The 16299-nt window shown below is 34.8% G+C and carries 13 protein-coding genes; 6 read left to right on the forward strand and 7 right to left on the reverse strand.

The features are described 5' to 3' along the window. Positions 1–20: 20 nt before the first annotated feature. Together QP953_RS26635 and QP953_RS26640 are read right to left on the reverse strand one after the other, a co-directional pair. Positions 21–770 (reverse strand): outer membrane lipoprotein-sorting protein, encoded by a 750-nt coding sequence (locus QP953_RS26635; protein ID WP_081909630.1) that lies wholly within the window; start codon positions 768–770, stop codon positions 21–23. A gap of 107 nt (positions 771–877) precedes the next feature. After that, positions 878–1468 carry a TetR/AcrR family transcriptional regulator gene (locus QP953_RS26640; RefSeq protein ID WP_052599184.1) on the reverse strand — a complete coding sequence of 197 codons (591 nt, stop codon included), beginning with the start codon at positions 1466–1468 and terminating at the stop codon, positions 878–880. A 1431-nt stretch (positions 1469–2899) separates the two neighbouring features. Here QP953_RS26640 and QP953_RS26645 point away from each other — a divergent pair. Next, entirely contained in the window at positions 2900–3514 is a 615-nt protein-coding gene (locus QP953_RS26645; RefSeq protein WP_052599182.1) for a fumarylacetoacetate hydrolase family protein, read from the forward strand. A 183-nt stretch (positions 3515–3697) separates the two neighbouring features. On the opposite strand, the gene QP953_RS26650 is transcribed toward QP953_RS26645, so the two are convergent. Together QP953_RS26650 and QP953_RS26655 are read right to left on the reverse strand one after the other, a co-directional pair. Continuing rightward, a complete protein-coding gene (locus tag QP953_RS26650) occupies positions 3698–4768 on the reverse strand; it encodes a cytochrome c peroxidase (protein ID WP_309553446.1) in 1071 nt (356 codons plus the stop codon). Then, positions 4769–5587, reverse strand: coding sequence for an MbnP family protein (locus QP953_RS26655; RefSeq protein ID WP_309553447.1), 819 nt, complete (start codon positions 5585–5587; stop codon positions 4769–4771). A gap of 1068 nt (positions 5588–6655) precedes the next feature. On the opposite strand from QP953_RS26655, the gene QP953_RS26660 reads away from it, so the two are divergent. The 3 genes from QP953_RS26660 to QP953_RS26670 all read left to right on the forward strand — a co-directional run bounded on the left by QP953_RS26660 (position 6656) and on the right by QP953_RS26670 (position 9201). Further along, positions 6656–7798, forward strand: coding sequence for an acyl-CoA dehydrogenase family protein (locus QP953_RS26660; protein WP_408913555.1), 1143 nt, complete (start codon positions 6656–6658; stop codon positions 7796–7798). A gap of 182 nt (positions 7799–7980) precedes the next feature. Beyond that, on the forward strand, positions 7981–8685 hold the full coding sequence (locus QP953_RS26665; protein ID WP_052599178.1) for a hypothetical protein: 705 nt from the start codon (positions 7981–7983) through the stop codon (positions 8683–8685). A gap of 135 nt (positions 8686–8820) precedes the next feature. Next, positions 8821–9201, forward strand: a complete 381-nt coding sequence (locus QP953_RS26670; RefSeq protein ID WP_052599177.1) for a putative signal transducing protein — start codon at positions 8821–8823, stop codon at positions 9199–9201. A 9-nt stretch (positions 9202–9210) separates the two neighbouring features. On the opposite strand, the gene QP953_RS26675 is transcribed toward QP953_RS26670, so the two are convergent. Beyond that, positions 9211–10479 carry an MFS transporter gene (locus QP953_RS26675; protein WP_052599176.1) on the reverse strand — a complete coding sequence of 423 codons (1269 nt, stop codon included), beginning with the start codon at positions 10477–10479 and terminating at the stop codon, positions 9211–9213. A 176-nt stretch (positions 10480–10655) separates the two neighbouring features. Here QP953_RS26675 and QP953_RS26680 point away from each other — a divergent pair, with 176 nt between their 5' ends. Together QP953_RS26680 and QP953_RS26685 are read left to right on the forward strand one after the other, a co-directional pair. Then, entirely contained in the window at positions 10656–11408 is a 753-nt protein-coding gene (locus tag QP953_RS26680) for a DUF1295 domain-containing protein (RefSeq protein ID WP_309553449.1), read from the forward strand. 68 nt (positions 11409–11476) lie between these two features. Then, positions 11477–13180, forward strand: a complete 1704-nt coding sequence (locus QP953_RS26685; protein ID WP_309553450.1) for a tetratricopeptide repeat protein — start codon at positions 11477–11479, stop codon at positions 13178–13180. Positions 13181–13261: 81 nt separating this feature from the next. Here QP953_RS26685 and QP953_RS26690 read toward each other — a convergent pair whose 3' ends face one another. Both QP953_RS26690 and QP953_RS26695 read right to left on the reverse strand, forming a co-directional pair. Continuing rightward, on the reverse strand, positions 13262–15040 hold the full coding sequence (locus tag QP953_RS26690) for a hypothetical protein (protein WP_052599173.1): 1779 nt from the start codon (positions 15038–15040) through the stop codon (positions 13262–13264). A gap of 62 nt (positions 15041–15102) precedes the next feature. Beyond that, entirely contained in the window at positions 15103–16059 is a 957-nt protein-coding gene (locus QP953_RS26695) for a hypothetical protein (RefSeq protein WP_309553451.1), read from the reverse strand. Positions 16060–16299: the final 240 nt, after the last annotated feature.

Raw genomic sequence — 16299 nt, forward strand, 5'->3', positions numbered from 1 at the left:
GTAGGATGAATAGATAGGTTCTATCGAACGCGTTTCATATTCTGAGTAGAAAAGAACCGATCGTCAAATTTACTGTCAAATTCGAGGCTTGTATATTCCAATATGGTCTTATGACCTTCCTCATCAGCAGGGATAAGAACCATTTTAGCAGGCAATAATCGCCCTCCTATTTTCTTTATATTTTGACCATAATTGGTGTCCACCAATTCGCCATCTTCATCGTAGTGTTCCGTTTTTAAGTTAAGATAATCCTTTGCATCAATCCAAACAATTACTTTTCCCCAGACAACTGGTGCCTCTTCATTGGGAATCATTTCAATCTTATAGCATTCTCTACCTTCGATAGTTTCTTTGCCCAATAATTCATGTTGATAATCATTAACAATAGAAGATTGGCGCACCAAATCATCGTTTTTAAAATCCGATCCCATCCAAGATTGCATCATCATAGAAGGAGGCATTTTAATGGTACGATCAATCGATGGTTGAAAATTCCACATCTCTTTTTCTCGTTTCAAGTAGGTAATTCCTTTTTCACGTGCTGGTGCCGTAATCAAAATCAAGGAATAATCAGCGCCATCTGCCCAACTTTTGAACTCCATTGTACGCGACCAAGTTGGACGAACTATGGTCATTTTCATGCTAGACGTTATTCGCCCACCAAAAGCATTGTCGTCCATTTTTTGTACAATTTCTTTGGCAGATTGTCCATAACTAGCCATAAAGGTTCCTAGCCACAAAAAGCCCATTAATAGAATATTTTTCATCATTTTTTTCGTTTAATTTATCAATATAGATAATGATTTTTTGATCATTTTAACGCCCCAATCGATCTAACCACTTTTATAGTAAATACTAAAACACTTACTTTCTCTACTCATTCATCTTCGTGAACCAACAAACCATAAAAAAAGAAATTCGTCAATTCCATTGTCAATTCTTGTGGACTATCATAATGCACCAACAAAGCATCGTCCAACACCATTTCTCTCATTTTTAGCAATTGATATCGCATAAATTCACGCTTAATCCCAGGACGTACGTAGCCTTCTTTTTGAGCTTGTTCATAATCATCCAAAACCAAATCCATCATAACTTCTCCCTTAGCATAGATATATTCCAACAAACCTAAGTCATTATTTTTATAAATATCTGTAATAAACTCTTGGCTGATATTTTTACTATTCCTTGCTTTGGCCAACAACGTCTCCTTTACTTTTTGAGCAAATGGGATGTTTTGTTCCATAATGGCTTTGTATTCTTGTATTCCTTCTTCAAACACTAAATCTAAAATTGTTTTTGCCAAGTCTATTTTGTTGTCAAAAAACTTATAAAAGGTCATTTTACTTGTTTTTGCTTCCTTACAAATTTCTTGTATAGATACTCGCTTGACACCATGTTTCCAGAATAACTCTTTCGCTGTTTTCAAAATAGCTTGACACTTCTTATTCTCTAAATCTCTACTCATATACTTTTTCTAATCTTACATTCTCAAACTTACGTTTTCAAATAAAAGTTCCTAAAAACGTAAACTAATACTACAAACGTAAACTTTTTTTATATGAATTCCAATTTTTTTAATTAATAGTCATCAATTTTTCTGTTACTACATGGTTTCTATAGACTTGTGCATTAGTATTAATTTTATTATTAGCTTTTTAGAGCGAAGGCAAAAAAATACACACATTCTTAATAATCAATAATTTATCACTAAAAAAATCACGCCACATAGTTAGTAGTTAGCTCCGCTGCTACTTCGTGGTTTTAGCGAACTATTGATAGTAGCAGCATAGCTAAAATGAAGAATAAGGAAAGGTGTTTAGACTAAGTTACTATTGTGGATGATGTATTGAATGGAATTTGGGGAAACACTTAAGGCAAGGATAAAACACCTAACGAACTCGGTTAAGTTCTGGTCATGTATAAAAATAAAAAAAGAGACACTTGGGGAGTAAGCATCTCTATTCTAACCTTTCTAATAATTAAACTTTTATTCGGCAATAGATGATTAGAAAGTTGGGAAATTGGGACAATTCTATTTTTATCTCAAGTAGTTGGTTATGGTCTTATGAAACAAATTCCAATCTCCAACTTCTAATCTTCATCATCTATTATAGTTACTTTTCCACACTAGTAAAAGGAATCAATCCGTCTTTAGGTCTTAAATTGCAGGATGATGCTCCTATACATCGTCGCATGGTTATCTTTAATAAGTTGACTAAAATGCTGACTGCTGAAAAAAAGAGATAACCTTCGTATTCCTACAAAGGCATCTCTTCAAATTTAAGACAGACAGATAAGACAACTTGCATTGTTTCTTTTTCAAATAGGTTTGGGTTTAGTTCCCTACTCTTTAGGCGATTAGGCTCTCAGATTTTCTCAGAAACCCTAATTGCCCTTTGAGTAAAAACTAATCAAGCTTCATGGATTTTGGGTTTTTAGGTATTGTGTTCTGGGTACTTTAATTGTATTACAATATCTTAGCTATGAATATCAATTAGGGTCAAACTCTACTTGAATCTTTGTGTTTATTTAAGTGAGTTTTTTTTTAGAACTTAATTATTATTAGGAAGCATTTCCTCCTAACGACAGGTCAAATATAAAGCAGCTTTTTGGTAGTTCCAAATTTTTTTGTGATTTTTTTGCTTATTTTTATCAAAAATATAATCAAATTAATTCAAAATAAACTACAAAAAACAACCAAACACCACACAAAAACCTAAAAACCAACACAATAACCAAATAAACACCATTTTACATTTACAAATAAAAAATCTATCTTTTTTATGCTAACATCAATTTTATGTTGATGTTAAGTTCTTTTAGTTCATATTTTTTAGTTTATTGTAAAAATGAAATTATCTACTTTAATCAAAAACAAAGTTAGCATACATACGTTATGAAAATTATTTGTGTTGGTCGCAACTATGCTGCCCATGCCGCAGAACTCAACAATCCTGTTCCTCAAACACCACTTTTATTTCTAAAACCAGATACTGCTCAGCTACTAGATGGCTATCCACTGTTTTATCCTGACTTTACCAAAGACTTGCATTATGAAGTAGAGGTCCTACTCAAAATATGTAAAAACGGTAAGCATATTGCACCAGAATTTGCGTCTACTTATTACAAGGAAGTATCGGTAGGCATTGACTTTACTGCACGTGACATACAAGATGCCTGCAAAAAAAAGGGACACCCTTGGGAAATTGCAAAAGCATGGAACCATTCAGCAGCAATTGGTCGTTTTATTCCCATCGAAGAAGCTCGAAACCAACATGGAGAGATTGAGTTTTCTCTCACTAAAAATGGGGAAACAGTACAACAAGGCATTAGCAGTGATATGCTGACAGGCTTTGATGATTTGATTGCTTATATTTCAAAATATTTTATGCTACTGCGAGGTGATGTTATCTTTACAGGAACTCCTAAAGGTGTCGGTCCAGTGCAAATTGGAGATAAATTAGAGGGCTTTATTGGAAAACAATCGCTGCTCAACTGTTCTATTAAATAAATACGCAATAAAGTGATACTTTATAAAACTTATTATTAATTCTCATGCGAACTAATAATTAAAAAAGGATTTGGACTCTTAAAAGCAGCAAAAATTGCCAAACAGTCCAAATCCTTTTTTTAGGGTTCTTTACCTTAAACAATAAGTTACATCGTTTTTATAGAATTTTTTCTGGACAATTACTTATTTTTCAAAAAAAATAGGGTTGTTTAAAAACTCATGATCCGTCAACGTTTTCAAAAAAGCAATTATCGCTTCTTTTTCTGAAGCAGATAGCGGAATTCCCAAATTCCCATTAGCTTGTATTAGCTCTGAAGCAAGGGTAGCAGAATTAACAAGTCCATCGCTGTAATGCTCCAACACTTCTTCTAAGGTAAAGAATTTTGCATTGTGCATATAAGGAGCAGTCACCGCTACATTTCGCAAACTAGGAACTTTGAATTTTCCTATATCCAATGGATTTGCAGAGATTCGTGCACGTCCTGAATCTGAAAAAACACTATCTATACCATTGTTAAAATAGGCTTGGTTGGTAAATAAAATTCCAGCGTGACAATGCTCACAATGCTCATCAAACAAACGCAACCCTTTTAATTCTTGTTCGGTTAAGTTCGCCTCTCCTTGCAGATGAGCATCATATTTAGAATGATTCGATACCATTAACAGCATAAATTGCGCTAGTGCATCCATCAATAAAGGCATATTAATTTCCGTTGTCTTAAAAGCAGCTTGAAAAAGAGCAGGATACTCTGGAGCGTTTTTAATTTTAGCAATAACAGCAGCAATGCCTTCTCCCATTTCTACAGGGTTTTCAATTGCATTAATCGGCACAAAATCTAAGTGCGTCACTCCCCCATCCCAAAAGAACTCTTGCATGAAAGCTAAATTGGCTAAACTAGGAGCATTTCGAGTGCCTACCAACCCACTAATCCCTATACTAAATGGATTCGATGGAAGATCTGCAAATGAAAAAGACTGTTTGTGGCAAGAACTACAGGAAGTACTCTCATCTACAGATAAAATAGGGTCAAAGAACAGCTTCTTTCCTAGCTCAAATCCTTCTTTTGTGATTTCGTTATTATAAAAAGTATAAGTAGGCTCAGGAAAATTACTTGGCGCTACAAATTTATATGGTTCCTTAGCTGTAGTTATTTTGTCTTCTTGACAAGCTGTCATTCCAAACAACAAACCTACACACCCTATTAGCAAGTAGCTAATAGGGTATCTAGATTTTTTAGAATAGATAAACGACATTTAGTTCCCGTGTATGCCGTGTACCATAAATGCATCTTCTAAACTATGGGCAATGTCTGCGCCTGCTGCTGGGCTCATCACCATATTGGTAGTCGAAAAATCTACTGCATGATGACCATCCAATACAGCTAAAAGGTTCATTATGATATGAGCTTCCAAATCTGAACTTTCCGTCACTTCGGCATTCGTAGGAAAGTCCAATGTTATGCGTTTCACGTTATTTGTCAAACTAACATTACCTGCAATTTCTTTCCATCCACCTATGTGAAATCTAAACGTGTTGTCTGCTCTAGTAGATGCAGGCGAAGTACCTTCCATTTTATAAAAAATATATCCTGAATCCCAATTCCACAACCATCCGCCATTGGCTGGATCTAAAACACCTCCTGTTGCACCATCTTGTACATAATCGGCTTCAACACCTAATGTAAAAGTGATTTTGTTATATGTTCCAACTGGTACATTTTTTAATGTAATCGATTGTGAGTTAGCATCGGATTCCAATACTTGATAAAAACCGTTCACTTCGGCTGCTGTAGCTCCTGTTGTTACCTCATCAGAATAAGTTTCCCCATTCGGACCTGTCAATTCAATACGAGAAACATAATATCCTAACTTTTGAAGGTTAAACTTTTGACTCATTTGAGTAGAAAACGGATAGTCTGTACTTCCTTCTGCACTCAAAGTCACAGCATCTGATCCTACCTTATTATCAAATTCTAAACTAAACTGACCATACTTGCTTGTCTCTTTTTCGCAAGCAGTAAAGGAGAATAAAAGTATTGTCAAACCCAATAAAACATATGATAAATTTTTCATTTTTTTTAAATTTTAAGTTGTTTTGAATAGTAGTTAGCCACACTATTACAATGTAGTTTTAACAAACTATTCCTATAATAAAAATCCGTCCTACGATTCTGCATCACAGAACAATAGGTTCTCCTAGACTTATCTTTCTATCATGATGGTATTATATAATAACACCCGTCATTCTAAAAGATAAACCTCAAAACATACATTATACTTGAAGGTACTACTTGTCAATAATCCACTTAATTAGACGGAGTTAGGCGATTTTATCTTTCTCCAATTTTCGGAACCAATAAAATCGACATAAATAGTACCTCTGAAGCCTATATGAAGGCATATAGATCAGTTATAAAATGTAGTTATAATACTCAAAATTTAAAAACAGGTAGGCGGTCGGAGTACCTTAGTTATCCATAGCCTAGCGTACAAGCCCATATCTTCGAAAAAAATGGTTTTGGCTATTTGAACAACATGAACAGGCGAATAATAAGATGAGAATGAAAATGGTTTTGATTCTTGTGGTATAAAGAAATCAAAAAATTGTACTTTCTTCAATGACAAAGGACTATCTTCTGATTCTTGTTGTTTTTTTATTTGCTTTTTTAGATAACACTTACCATCACACTCTAAAGCAGGTTTTTGTTTATTTTCACATAGTGTTGAAGCAATATATCTTTGATTACATTTGAAACTGACAAATGTAATAATGGTTTTTGAGGTATGAGAGACCAACAATACCAATAATAATATATTAAGAAGATATTTCAACAATAGAGGAAATTAACCAATAAATTAGGTTTCTGAACAATTAAGGGAATACTTAATCGAATAAATGTAGTTCAAAAGATTAAACTGTGCAACAATGTACACTTTTTTAACAGCAAAAAGGCATTTTTTTCTCAAAAAAAAGCGGCTCCATACCTTTTAATATTTTCCTTAAAAAAATTGGAAAAAAATGTTATTTTTGTGTGCCCTAAAAAGGCAGTTATTTGTAGTTTTAGATTTGGTGAAACTACGAATTAATGAATATTAATTTTGTCCGTATTATAAAAATTGATTGTGATGAATACAGATTATATGACTCCAGATACGTCTGAAGACCTACAAATGATTCGCGAAAGTGCGCGTAATTTTGCAGAAAAACATATCCGTCCACATGTAATGGAATGGGATGAAGCGCAACATTTTCCTAAAGACTTATTCCACAAAATGGGTGAGCAAGGATTCATGGGAGTCTTGGTTCCTGAAGAATATGGGGGCTCTGGCTTGGGATATCAAGAATACATTACAATTATAGAAGAGACGACAAAAGTATGTAGCTCTATTGGGTTGTCTCTTGCTGCACACAACTCTTTGGGAACAAACCACATTTTGTCGTTTGGTACTGAAGAGCAAAAACAAAAGTACTTGCCTAAATTAGCATCTGGTGAACACATTGCTTTTTGGGGATTGACAGAAGCAAACACAGGTTCTGACGCAGGAAGAATGCAGTGTGTTGCTAAAAAAGATGGCGATTATTATGTCATCAATGGTACTAAAAACTGGATTACACATGGTCGTTCTGGTGATGTAGGGGTTGTAATCGTTCGTACAGGTGAGCCTTTGGATAGTCACGGCATGAGTGCCTTTATTATCGAACGTGATATGGAAGGTTTTTCTGGTGGTAAAAAAGAGAACAAGTTGGGGATGCGTGCTTCAGAAACTGCGGAACTAATCTTTGACAACTGTCGTGTACACAAAAGCCAATTACTTGGTAAAGAGGGAGAAGGTTTTATCCAATCTATGAAAATACTAGATGGTGGGCGTATTTCTATTGGTGCTTTGTCATTGGGAATTGCCAAAGGTTCTTACGATGCTGCCTTGAAATACTCTAAAGAGCGAGAGCAATTTGGCAAACCAATTTCTAGCTTCCAAGCAATTTCTTTCAAGTTGGCAGATATGGCTACTGAAATTGAAGCATCTGAGTTGTTGATTCGCAAAGCAGGACATCTAAAAGATAACCATTTGCCTGTTACTAAAATTTCAGCTATGGCCAAGTACTATGCCTCTGAAGCTTGTGTAAGAGCAGCTACTGAAGCAGTGCAAATTCATGGTGGATATGGTTTCACGAAAGATTTTCCAGTTGAAAAATTCTTCCGTGACTGTAAACTATGTACTATCGGTGAAGGAACATCAGAAATTCAAAAACTAGTTATTTCTAGAAAAATCTTAAAAGACTAAAACCAATTTTGAGATTGATACAGTGCTACTTTATACTGTTATCAAACCAATCAAAAGATCTGTTTTTAGTTAAAAAATACAATCTACCTAGAACCTGTTAATATTTAACAGGTTCTTTTTTCTTTTTAAAAGAATCGTGCCTATTTTGCCCTCCAATCTCTCAAAACAAAAATACCAACTCAATGAAACGATATTTTTATAGTGTAATCGCCCTTTTGTTATATTGCTCTTTCACACAAGCCCAACAAATGGGTTTTGGAGCAAAAGGAGGCTTGTTAGTTGGCACACAACAAAGTAAACGTGCTTTAATTTCTTATCATGCTGACCTTGTTTTTGAATCAATGGGAAAATGGCAAGGCGAAAACACCCCTCGACGCTTGGGTTTTGTCGCGCAATTGGGATACCACAGAAGAGGGGCTTCTTATAATTCTGGTTTCTTTGGCACCAATACCTTTGTTGTCAACGATCTTTTTCACAATATTTCTTTAGCTACCTTATTAAAAGGAAATTTTAGGCTTAGCCCAAGTGTTTTGCCTTATTATGCAGCAGGGGTTCGATTAGATGTAACAGTCGCCAACGATGTTGTTAATAATTTGGATGCTCAAGGTGTTACGCCACTTAATTTTGGATTTTGGTTGGGTGCTGGCATTGACTGGGAACCTCCTAAATTACCATTTGGCTTATTTTTTGAAATCAATGTAAGTCCTGATGTAACGCCACAAGTGTTTTTCAGGCGGGGAACACAGGTGCAATATGTAGATCCGTTTAGATCAACTACTTCTGTTAGAACATTTAGTGAAGATTATAAAATTATCAACCTAAGTATTGAAGTTACCCTTGGAGTTAAGTTTATTATTAGAAAAGACGTAGAACCAGAGAGCTATTAGGCTCTCTTTTGTGCACAGTATAAGCTGTTGAGTTTATTTTCTTTTGCTGCAATTTCTTGCTTTACTAGTTTCAAAACATGAATCCAACTATAATTCGTTACAACTTGTTTTAACAGTAGGTTTAAATACTAGTTTATGAGTTTAATTGTCGTACAATATTTTTATGATTTGCCAGCATTGTCTTTAGCTAAAAGGCAATTAGAAGCTGCTGGTATTGAAACGGTCACTAGAGATGAATTGACCTTGCAGGTATACAGTATAGAAGCAAGAGCGACTGGAGGCGCTAAATTGCTGGTTCACAAAAAGGATTATGCAAAAGCTTCTCAAATTTTGATAGAAGGAGGGTTTATTACAGCCAATGAAAACCCAAAAGATTTCTGGATTGTAGATTTTCTAGACACTCTTTCAAGACCCATTCCGGGGGTAAAACAGCTTCCAAAAGAGCTTCGTATTGTTATCGTTTGCTTTATTCTCATTGCTATTCCCTTTGGCTTAGCATTGCTTATGTCTATTTAAAAACATAGTTTAGGATGTCTCACTGTCTTCTTGATAAAGCTCTGGAGCTGCTTTTTTCATACGTTCGTAATCTTTGATCAACCAATAATACACCAAGGTAGCAACACCATACATAACGACTGTCATCATAAAAATATTCACATAAGCAACTTCCCAAGCTCTCAAAACACCAAAAATAACAGAGCTAAAAAACCAAGCTCCCGACCAAATAGATGCATTTAAAGCGCCCATCATTTCTTGATTTCGTTCTCCAACATAATACATTGTCATTTCGGTAATCGCAGGTGAAGCAACTTGCATCAATGGTTGACGAATCAAAAAGGCCACTACCGCTATCATAGCAGCCCATTCCCAATTGGCATACCACTCTGTTGACGCCATAATAAACAAAGCGCCAACAGCCAAAGTTTGAAAACCATTGACAACTACATTGTAGCCCCATTTTCGTCGAATTGCAGGGACAAATAGCATGACAATAGTTACCAATACAAAGCTCAAAGAGCCAAACAAAGAAAATGCTTTGGAATCAATACCGTGCACGCCCAAGAAAAATAAATTGATAAATGGAATGGTTAAGCCTGCTCCTGTTGCAATTAATATAGTTGGAAAAACAGCGATACCTATTTTCTTCCACTCATAAGCATGCAAAAAGGTTTGAATAGGCACACGATTCGAGATATTTTCCTTTACCTTAATTTTAGAAACAAACCAAACACTTGTAAAGCCTAACAAACCAAATACTTTTAAGACTGTTCCCTCTGTAAAAAAATTAGGCGCAATAGAATTTAAAATATAATTCAACATACCTGAGACAAAAGCCGTTGCACTAAATACTTGAAAATAAAGCGTAACTGCTTCTGAATGTCGTTCTTTAGGCGTATTTAATATAATAAATGGCATTGCTGTTACACTAATACAAATTGTTCCCATTCCAAACAAAAAAACCAATACATAGACCATTTTTGTATAACCGTATTCCAAAGCGAATAGAACAGACAAAATGAATGTTGGTGTAATAACAGAAGCTAAACGAAAAAATTTAAGTAGTTCTCTCCCTTTTATTAATAATCCTAATGGAAAGGCAAATAAGACAACCGCAGCATACTTATAAGAAATTAAATGTGCTATTTCACTATCGACATAACCTAATTTTTTTAAATGAAAATTGAACAATATGAACAGGGATGCGTCTATCAATTGTATAAAGAACACCGCCCCCATTAGGTAAAGAATGTGAGAAGGAACTTTAGCAAAATCACTAAGTATTCTTTTTATCATAACAATTGTTTCCTATTTTTTAGATATTAACGTAGTTCAAAACTTGGTTCAAATGTACAGCGTTTTGCTTTAAATAGTAGATGTTGTATCAAAATCTTTAATCATGCCTTTGTCTTATTAGTACTTATTTTAAATAGAAAAATATCCTATCATTATCCTAATAAAAATGTCAAACTATGTTATTGGAATCTATTCTTACAGTTATTATTATCAATACAATTGGTTTCGTTTGGGGATACACCCAACAAAGCGATAAAGCTACCGACTTATTTTATAGCATTAGTTTTGCTTCTTTGACAGGAGTGTTGTGGTTTCAAGGAGCCAATAGCTGGATGCACCACTTATTGCTCCTTATGATTATGAGTTGGAGCATTCGGTTAGGAAGCTATCTATTTAAACGTATCCATGCTATGAATAAAGACGATCGTTTTGATAAATTACGGCAGAATTTCATTCGTTTTGCTGGTTTTTGGTTACTTCAAGCAAGTAGTGTTTTAATTTTATCCATCCCTATTATTATCATTTACCAAACCCCTAATATCATTTTAACACCAATTCATGTTTTAGGTCTGTTGATTTGGTTGTTTGGTTTTATTATAGAAACGATTGCCGATCAACAAAAATTTACTTTTCGTCAAAATCCAACTAATAATGGACAATTCATACAATCTGGACTCTGGCAGTATGTACAACATCCCAATTATACAGGTGAAATTCTTTGTTGGATAGGGATTTTTATTTGCGCTACACCTTCTCTACAGAAATGGGAATGGTTAGCAATTATTAGTCCCCTTTGGATTATTTTTCTATTAGTTTTTGTTAGTGGAATTCCTTTGCTACAAAAGGCAGCACAAAAAAAATACGGCCACCTAGAAAGTTATCAAAACTACCAAAAGAATACTTCTTTATTAGTTCCCTTTTTATACTAAATTCCCTATCTTTCATTGTAGGAAAAAATTAATGAGAATACGACTCTCTCTAATTCAAAACCATAACAATGGATAAAATTCAACTCATAGAAGCCTTAGAAACGGCTGTAATAAATTATCAATACGACACCTTCGAAACGCTTTCCAAACAGGCTGTTTCTGAATATCCTAATGAAGCTTTTGGTTATTATTATTTGGCCAAATCCCTTTTACTAGAGTCTATTCCTCGTTATGATGAAGCAGAAGTTTGTTTGGCAAAAGCATTAGAATTTGAACCGAATAATCTGGACTATCTACTTCAATTTGGTCAATTAAAACAGCTTTTAGGACGCTTTGATGATGCTCAAATAATTTGGGGTAAAATCTTGAAACGCGACCCCAAAAATCCAACCGCTTTAATTGCTAAAGCCAGTTTCTTAATTACACAATACCAAGAATACCAACAAGGTTTGGAGCTAATCAATCAAGCTATTTTGGTGCAACCAGAAGAATTATCCGCTTACTTATACCGAGCTGACGCATTGAGTGGACTAGGGCAGCACGAAGCAGCATTAATTGATATTGATTTATTTTTGGCATCTCAACAAGAATTTAGTGAAGTAGGGGTTTTATCCAAAATTAATATTCTAAAAGAATTAGGTCGTGTCGAAGCTACATTTCCGTTGTACGAGCAAATTATAGAAAATGCTCCTAATAATCACATGCATCAATTCAACTATGGGCAAAGTTTATTGGATCAAAATAAGTTTGCCCAAGCTGTAGAACATTTAACATTAGCAACAGCATTAGTAGAAGAAAAACACGCTATGTTTTATAGAGTGTTGGGACAAGCCTGCTTATACGCCCTTCAACTAGAAGATGCGTTGGTGGCTCTACAAACTTGTATCGAATTAGCCCCAGAAGAAACGGAAGCTTTCTTAATGCTTATTGAAACAAAAATTGAACTAGCTCAATTTGAAGAAGCCCTAACAGACGTGGTAACCTTGCTAAAAAAGGCAGGTGATGACAAAAGCTTAACAGACCGAGCAACTTTGCTAAAAGGGGCTGCATTACTAGGATTAAAAAAATATCAAGAAGCCGAAGCCACTTATACTACTCTTGCCAAAACAAAGGGCTTACGCCAAAAAGATGCACTTTATGGCTTGGGTACTGTTTTCTATGAACAAGGAGACCCTAATAAGGCCTATCGTTTTATGAAAGCAGCTAAAGTTGGGCATCATGATTTGGCACAGGAATATATCAATGCTTATTTGCAGGAGTTCGTTGAAGAAATGAAGGAACGTTCGTTAAAAGCGAATGAAAATGAATTTTCTAAAAATGAAGCTTCGCCTGTCCTTCAACAATTATTTGGCAAGTTGTGGAAATTTTCAGATTTAAAAAGTAAAAAGTTAGAAGATTGGCCCGAAGAGCAAGTACAAAATGTCAAGAATACATTATCTGCATTTTCTATGGTCTTGACAGAGAAAGGGGCAATTTTAGTTTCTGACAACAAAGAGGAATTGTTAACTTATAGAATAAAAAAAGAAGCTACAACAGGTGCTTTAGTTGAGTTCTTGCCCTTAGATAATTTCCCTAGTTTTGTCGCAAAACTTAAGCTAGATGCAGATGGATTTAGCTTTAGCAAAGAGGAAAATGAAGTGCTATTTTTGCAAGCACAGGATTTAAGCAATGTCCCCTCTCAGTTGGCGGAAAACTATAAAAAGCATTTGCAAAAAGAGTCTGTAGCTTATTTGGGAGCAAAAGCCCAACCTATTCTTGCCAAACTATTGTAAACATCAATAAAATGGCTCTAAAGTTACAATGTGTAATTTTAGAGCCATTATCTAATCTATTTTTATTGCCAATTTTGCGTTTTAGAACAAGCTACCAATCCATCCTTCTTCATCAAATGGATTTAAGTCCCAATTGGTTGGATTTACGGTATCCACAACCGATTGAGCAGCTTCTTCAATAGCCTCTTTGACATCTTTCAAATAAGCTTTCACCTTGGGGTGAATTCCTATTGTATACTTTCCAGAAGCACCGATATAGGCATATTTTTTATTAACCATATCAAATGTCAACGTATATCCAGGTGTAGTTGCTGTCAACAAATTGAGGCGTCCTAATGGATAATAAATTGTTTGTTCTACAACAGACGTGCTAGACAAATAAGCAGGAACGTATTTTAGAATGCGATTAGGTATAGGCGTCTCCAAATACAAACGCGCTGACATATCAATATTTAAAGTAGCAGGAACTACTTTGGCATGAACAACGGCATTTTTAAAACTAAAACTAAGACTTGCTAAAGCATTAATACTTGGTCCCCCCTGTACACCTCCTTCTATAGATACATCCCCTACCAAAGGAACATCAAATCCAATTTCAATTCCAACACCTGCATAAACTTTTCCTGACAAGCCTCCTTTTCCAATTGCTCCTAAGCCTTTTCGTTCGGCATTTAATTTGGCTGTTAAATCAGCTTGTATACTCAACGCCAAGCTAACACATCCCCAAAATGGTCCAACCTTTGCTGTTTGCTTGCCTGTTTTTAATAATGTTCCTGTCCAAGGAGAATGCACACGCAAAAATGCATCTACAACAGGTCCTACTGTTTTTTCAACCTCTTCTTCTGCTACTCGGATAAACATTGTCAACATTTTGCGTTTGAAATCCTTGATAATTTTCTTAAACTCAGGATGCTGCGCAATTTGTTGTACCAGTTCTTTCAGTATATCTTTGATTTTTCGACCAGCCAGACCACTTTGCAAAGTAGCAATTAAGGCATCCTTAGCAATCTGCGTCAATATTTTTAAGCCATTTTCAGAGGTTAAACGCTTGATTTCTGCTTTAATAATAATAGCTGATTCCTTAACCAATCGGATACTAAGGTTCTTGGCTAGTTCTACCGACCAATGAGGACCTGCTTTTTTCTTTGTTTCTTGTAATGCTTTAGGAATAAGTGCCTTGGCTTCTTCCTTCATATCAAACTCAATCTTAATTTTGATTTGAGCTTCAAACAAGTCCAGTATCTTATTAATAAACTCTTCTAATTTACCCTCTGCAATATCAACAACACCATCTTTGACAATCTCTAGCAAGTTCTCCCATTCACCATCAACAGCCCCATCTACAACATCTTTTAAAACTTCGGCTATTTTTTCGTTTTTAACATGCTTATCAATTACCTCCCCTGCTTTATCTTTAGCACCATCTTTAACCACATCAACTACGCCATCAAAATCACCATCCATTGTTCGGTCGATCACGTCTTTAGCAGTTCTAGCAAGTGTTTCATCTTTGACTTTTTCATCAATGATTTCGTCTACTTTTTCTTGTGCAAGGTCTTTGACATGATCGATAGCCTCATCCGTTTTTCCTTCTGCAACATCCTCCACAATATCTTTTACTTTACCTAAAACCTCAGGATTAACTAAATCCGAGGCATTGGTAGCTTCTATTAATTTTTCTTCTGCCTCTTTAATCTTATCCTCAATTTTGTCCAATTGTTTTTCTAATAACTTGATCAATTTTTTCGTCAAGAAATTAGACTCTTTAGGCATTTTGCCTAAGATTTCTTGCTTCAACTCTCTAAGGCGTTCCAATTCTTTTTGCCCTTCTTCAAGTGCTTTTGATTTTACTACTGGCATAATGGTTATGATTTCATAATATTCAGAGACGTTCTATGGCCTTTAGAATATTGGGGGTAAGTCTAATTAAATAATGCGTTTAACAATTCATCTCCTCCTTTAATAATTTGAGAAGTAGCATTTGAGATTTCGTCCTTTGTTTTATTAAAGTTTTTCCAAATAGATTCCGTTTCTTTCATAGCATAATCCAATAGCTCCTTCAATCGCTTAACCTCTTCGGTATCTCCTTGTTCTGTTTTGACATCTTCTTGTGCCTCGATTAACCCCAAAAGACTATCTATAGCCGTTTTAATTTTGGTTAATTTTGGAATTTGATTCAGAATAGAGTTGTAATGTTTGTCAATTTTCTGTTGAATTTCAGAACCAGCTTTTTCATAAACAGCTTTCAAGTCTTCCAACTTGGAAAACAAATCATTGATAGTATCAGCATCTTTAGAAGAAACCTTTTTTGCTTTAATATTCGGAATAATCACTTTAGGCAAAGCCTCTTTTAGAATTCCTGTTACTCCCAATATAAGTTCTTTAATTTGAGCAGGAGCTGTTTTATCATCAGGAGTTGAGGTAGGAGTATCCTCTACAGTCGTTCCATCGGTAGGCACATTGTCTCCTTCTTCTATTGTCCCAACAACTTTTAATCCTTTCTCGACAAGGTCGAATAGTGGGCGAGCAGCTGCTTCTATTTTAGCTGGATTTTTCAACCCTTTAGAAATGTCAAAAGTCACCTCTAGTAGTCCATCGCTATTTTTTTTCGTAGAAACTTTTCCCAAAGCTACTTTACATGCCGATTTTTTTAAACTAGTATCTTTAAGATTTTTCCAAACTTTAAAGGCACTTTCTGCTTCTTTATATTTAAGAAAAGGAATAAAGGCACAAGTCTTTTTGGCGGTACCGATATCAAAAATAGTCAAAATCAAACCGCCCTTTGATTTGTTCAATACAGCATCTTTGAAATACTGTCGTTTATAATCGTTATATTTTAGTGCTTTCAAAGCTTTGAAGTCAAAATCTTCTTTTGTCATTTGCTATTAGTTTTTAATTAAACAAATTTAGACGAGCTAATGATACGACTTTTAAAGCAAAAAAACAAGGATTTTTTTCAATTAAAACCCTATAGAAGATTATTGTTTTTAGGGCTTGTGTAGTTCATTTTTTTTCGTTAGATTTATAAGTTTTATCTACTTTATGCCATTTTTTCACCTCGGTTTGGCACCATAAAAAAGCGTTTAGAGATTGAATCTCTAAACGCTTTTTGTCATTTT

The organism is Aureispira sp. CCB-E (genome assembly GCF_031326345.1).
Taxonomy (GTDB): Bacteria; Bacteroidota; Bacteroidia; order Chitinophagales; family Saprospiraceae; genus Aureispira.

Bases quoted from the DNA above. Each gene is read 5' to 3' on its own strand.
- QP953_RS26635 (WP_081909630.1), bottom strand. From the start codon at position 770: ATGATGAAAAATATTCTATTAATGGGCTTTTTGTGGCTAGGAACCTTT.
- QP953_RS26640 (WP_052599184.1), bottom strand. From the start codon at position 1,468: ATGAGTAGAGATTTAGAGAATAAGAAGTGTCAAGCTATTTTGAAAACA.
- QP953_RS26645 (WP_052599182.1), top strand. From the start codon at position 2,900: ATGAAAATTATTTGTGTTGGTCGCAACTATGCTGCCCATGCCGCAGAA.
- QP953_RS26650 (WP_309553446.1), bottom strand. From the start codon at position 4,768: ATGTCGTTTATCTATTCTAAAAAATCTAGATACCCTATTAGCTACTTG.
- QP953_RS26655 (WP_309553447.1), bottom strand. From the start codon at position 5,587: ATGAAAAATTTATCATATGTTTTATTGGGTTTGACAATACTTTTATTC.
- QP953_RS26660 (WP_408913555.1), top strand. From the start codon at position 6,656: ATGACTCCAGATACGTCTGAAGACCTACAAATGATTCGCGAAAGTGCG.
- QP953_RS26665 (WP_052599178.1), top strand. From the start codon at position 7,981: ATGAAACGATATTTTTATAGTGTAATCGCCCTTTTGTTATATTGCTCT.
- QP953_RS26670 (WP_052599177.1), top strand. From the start codon at position 8,821: ATGAGTTTAATTGTCGTACAATATTTTTATGATTTGCCAGCATTGTCT.
- QP953_RS26675 (WP_052599176.1), bottom strand. From the start codon at position 10,479: ATGATAAAAAGAATACTTAGTGATTTTGCTAAAGTTCCTTCTCACATT.
- QP953_RS26680 (WP_309553449.1), top strand. From the start codon at position 10,656: ATGTTATTGGAATCTATTCTTACAGTTATTATTATCAATACAATTGGT.
- QP953_RS26685 (WP_309553450.1), top strand. From the start codon at position 11,477: ATGGATAAAATTCAACTCATAGAAGCCTTAGAAACGGCTGTAATAAAT.
- QP953_RS26690 (WP_052599173.1), bottom strand. From the start codon at position 15,040: ATGCCAGTAGTAAAATCAAAAGCACTTGAAGAAGGGCAAAAAGAATTG.
- QP953_RS26695 (WP_309553451.1), bottom strand. From the start codon at position 16,059: ATGACAAAAGAAGATTTTGACTTCAAAGCTTTGAAAGCACTAAAATAT.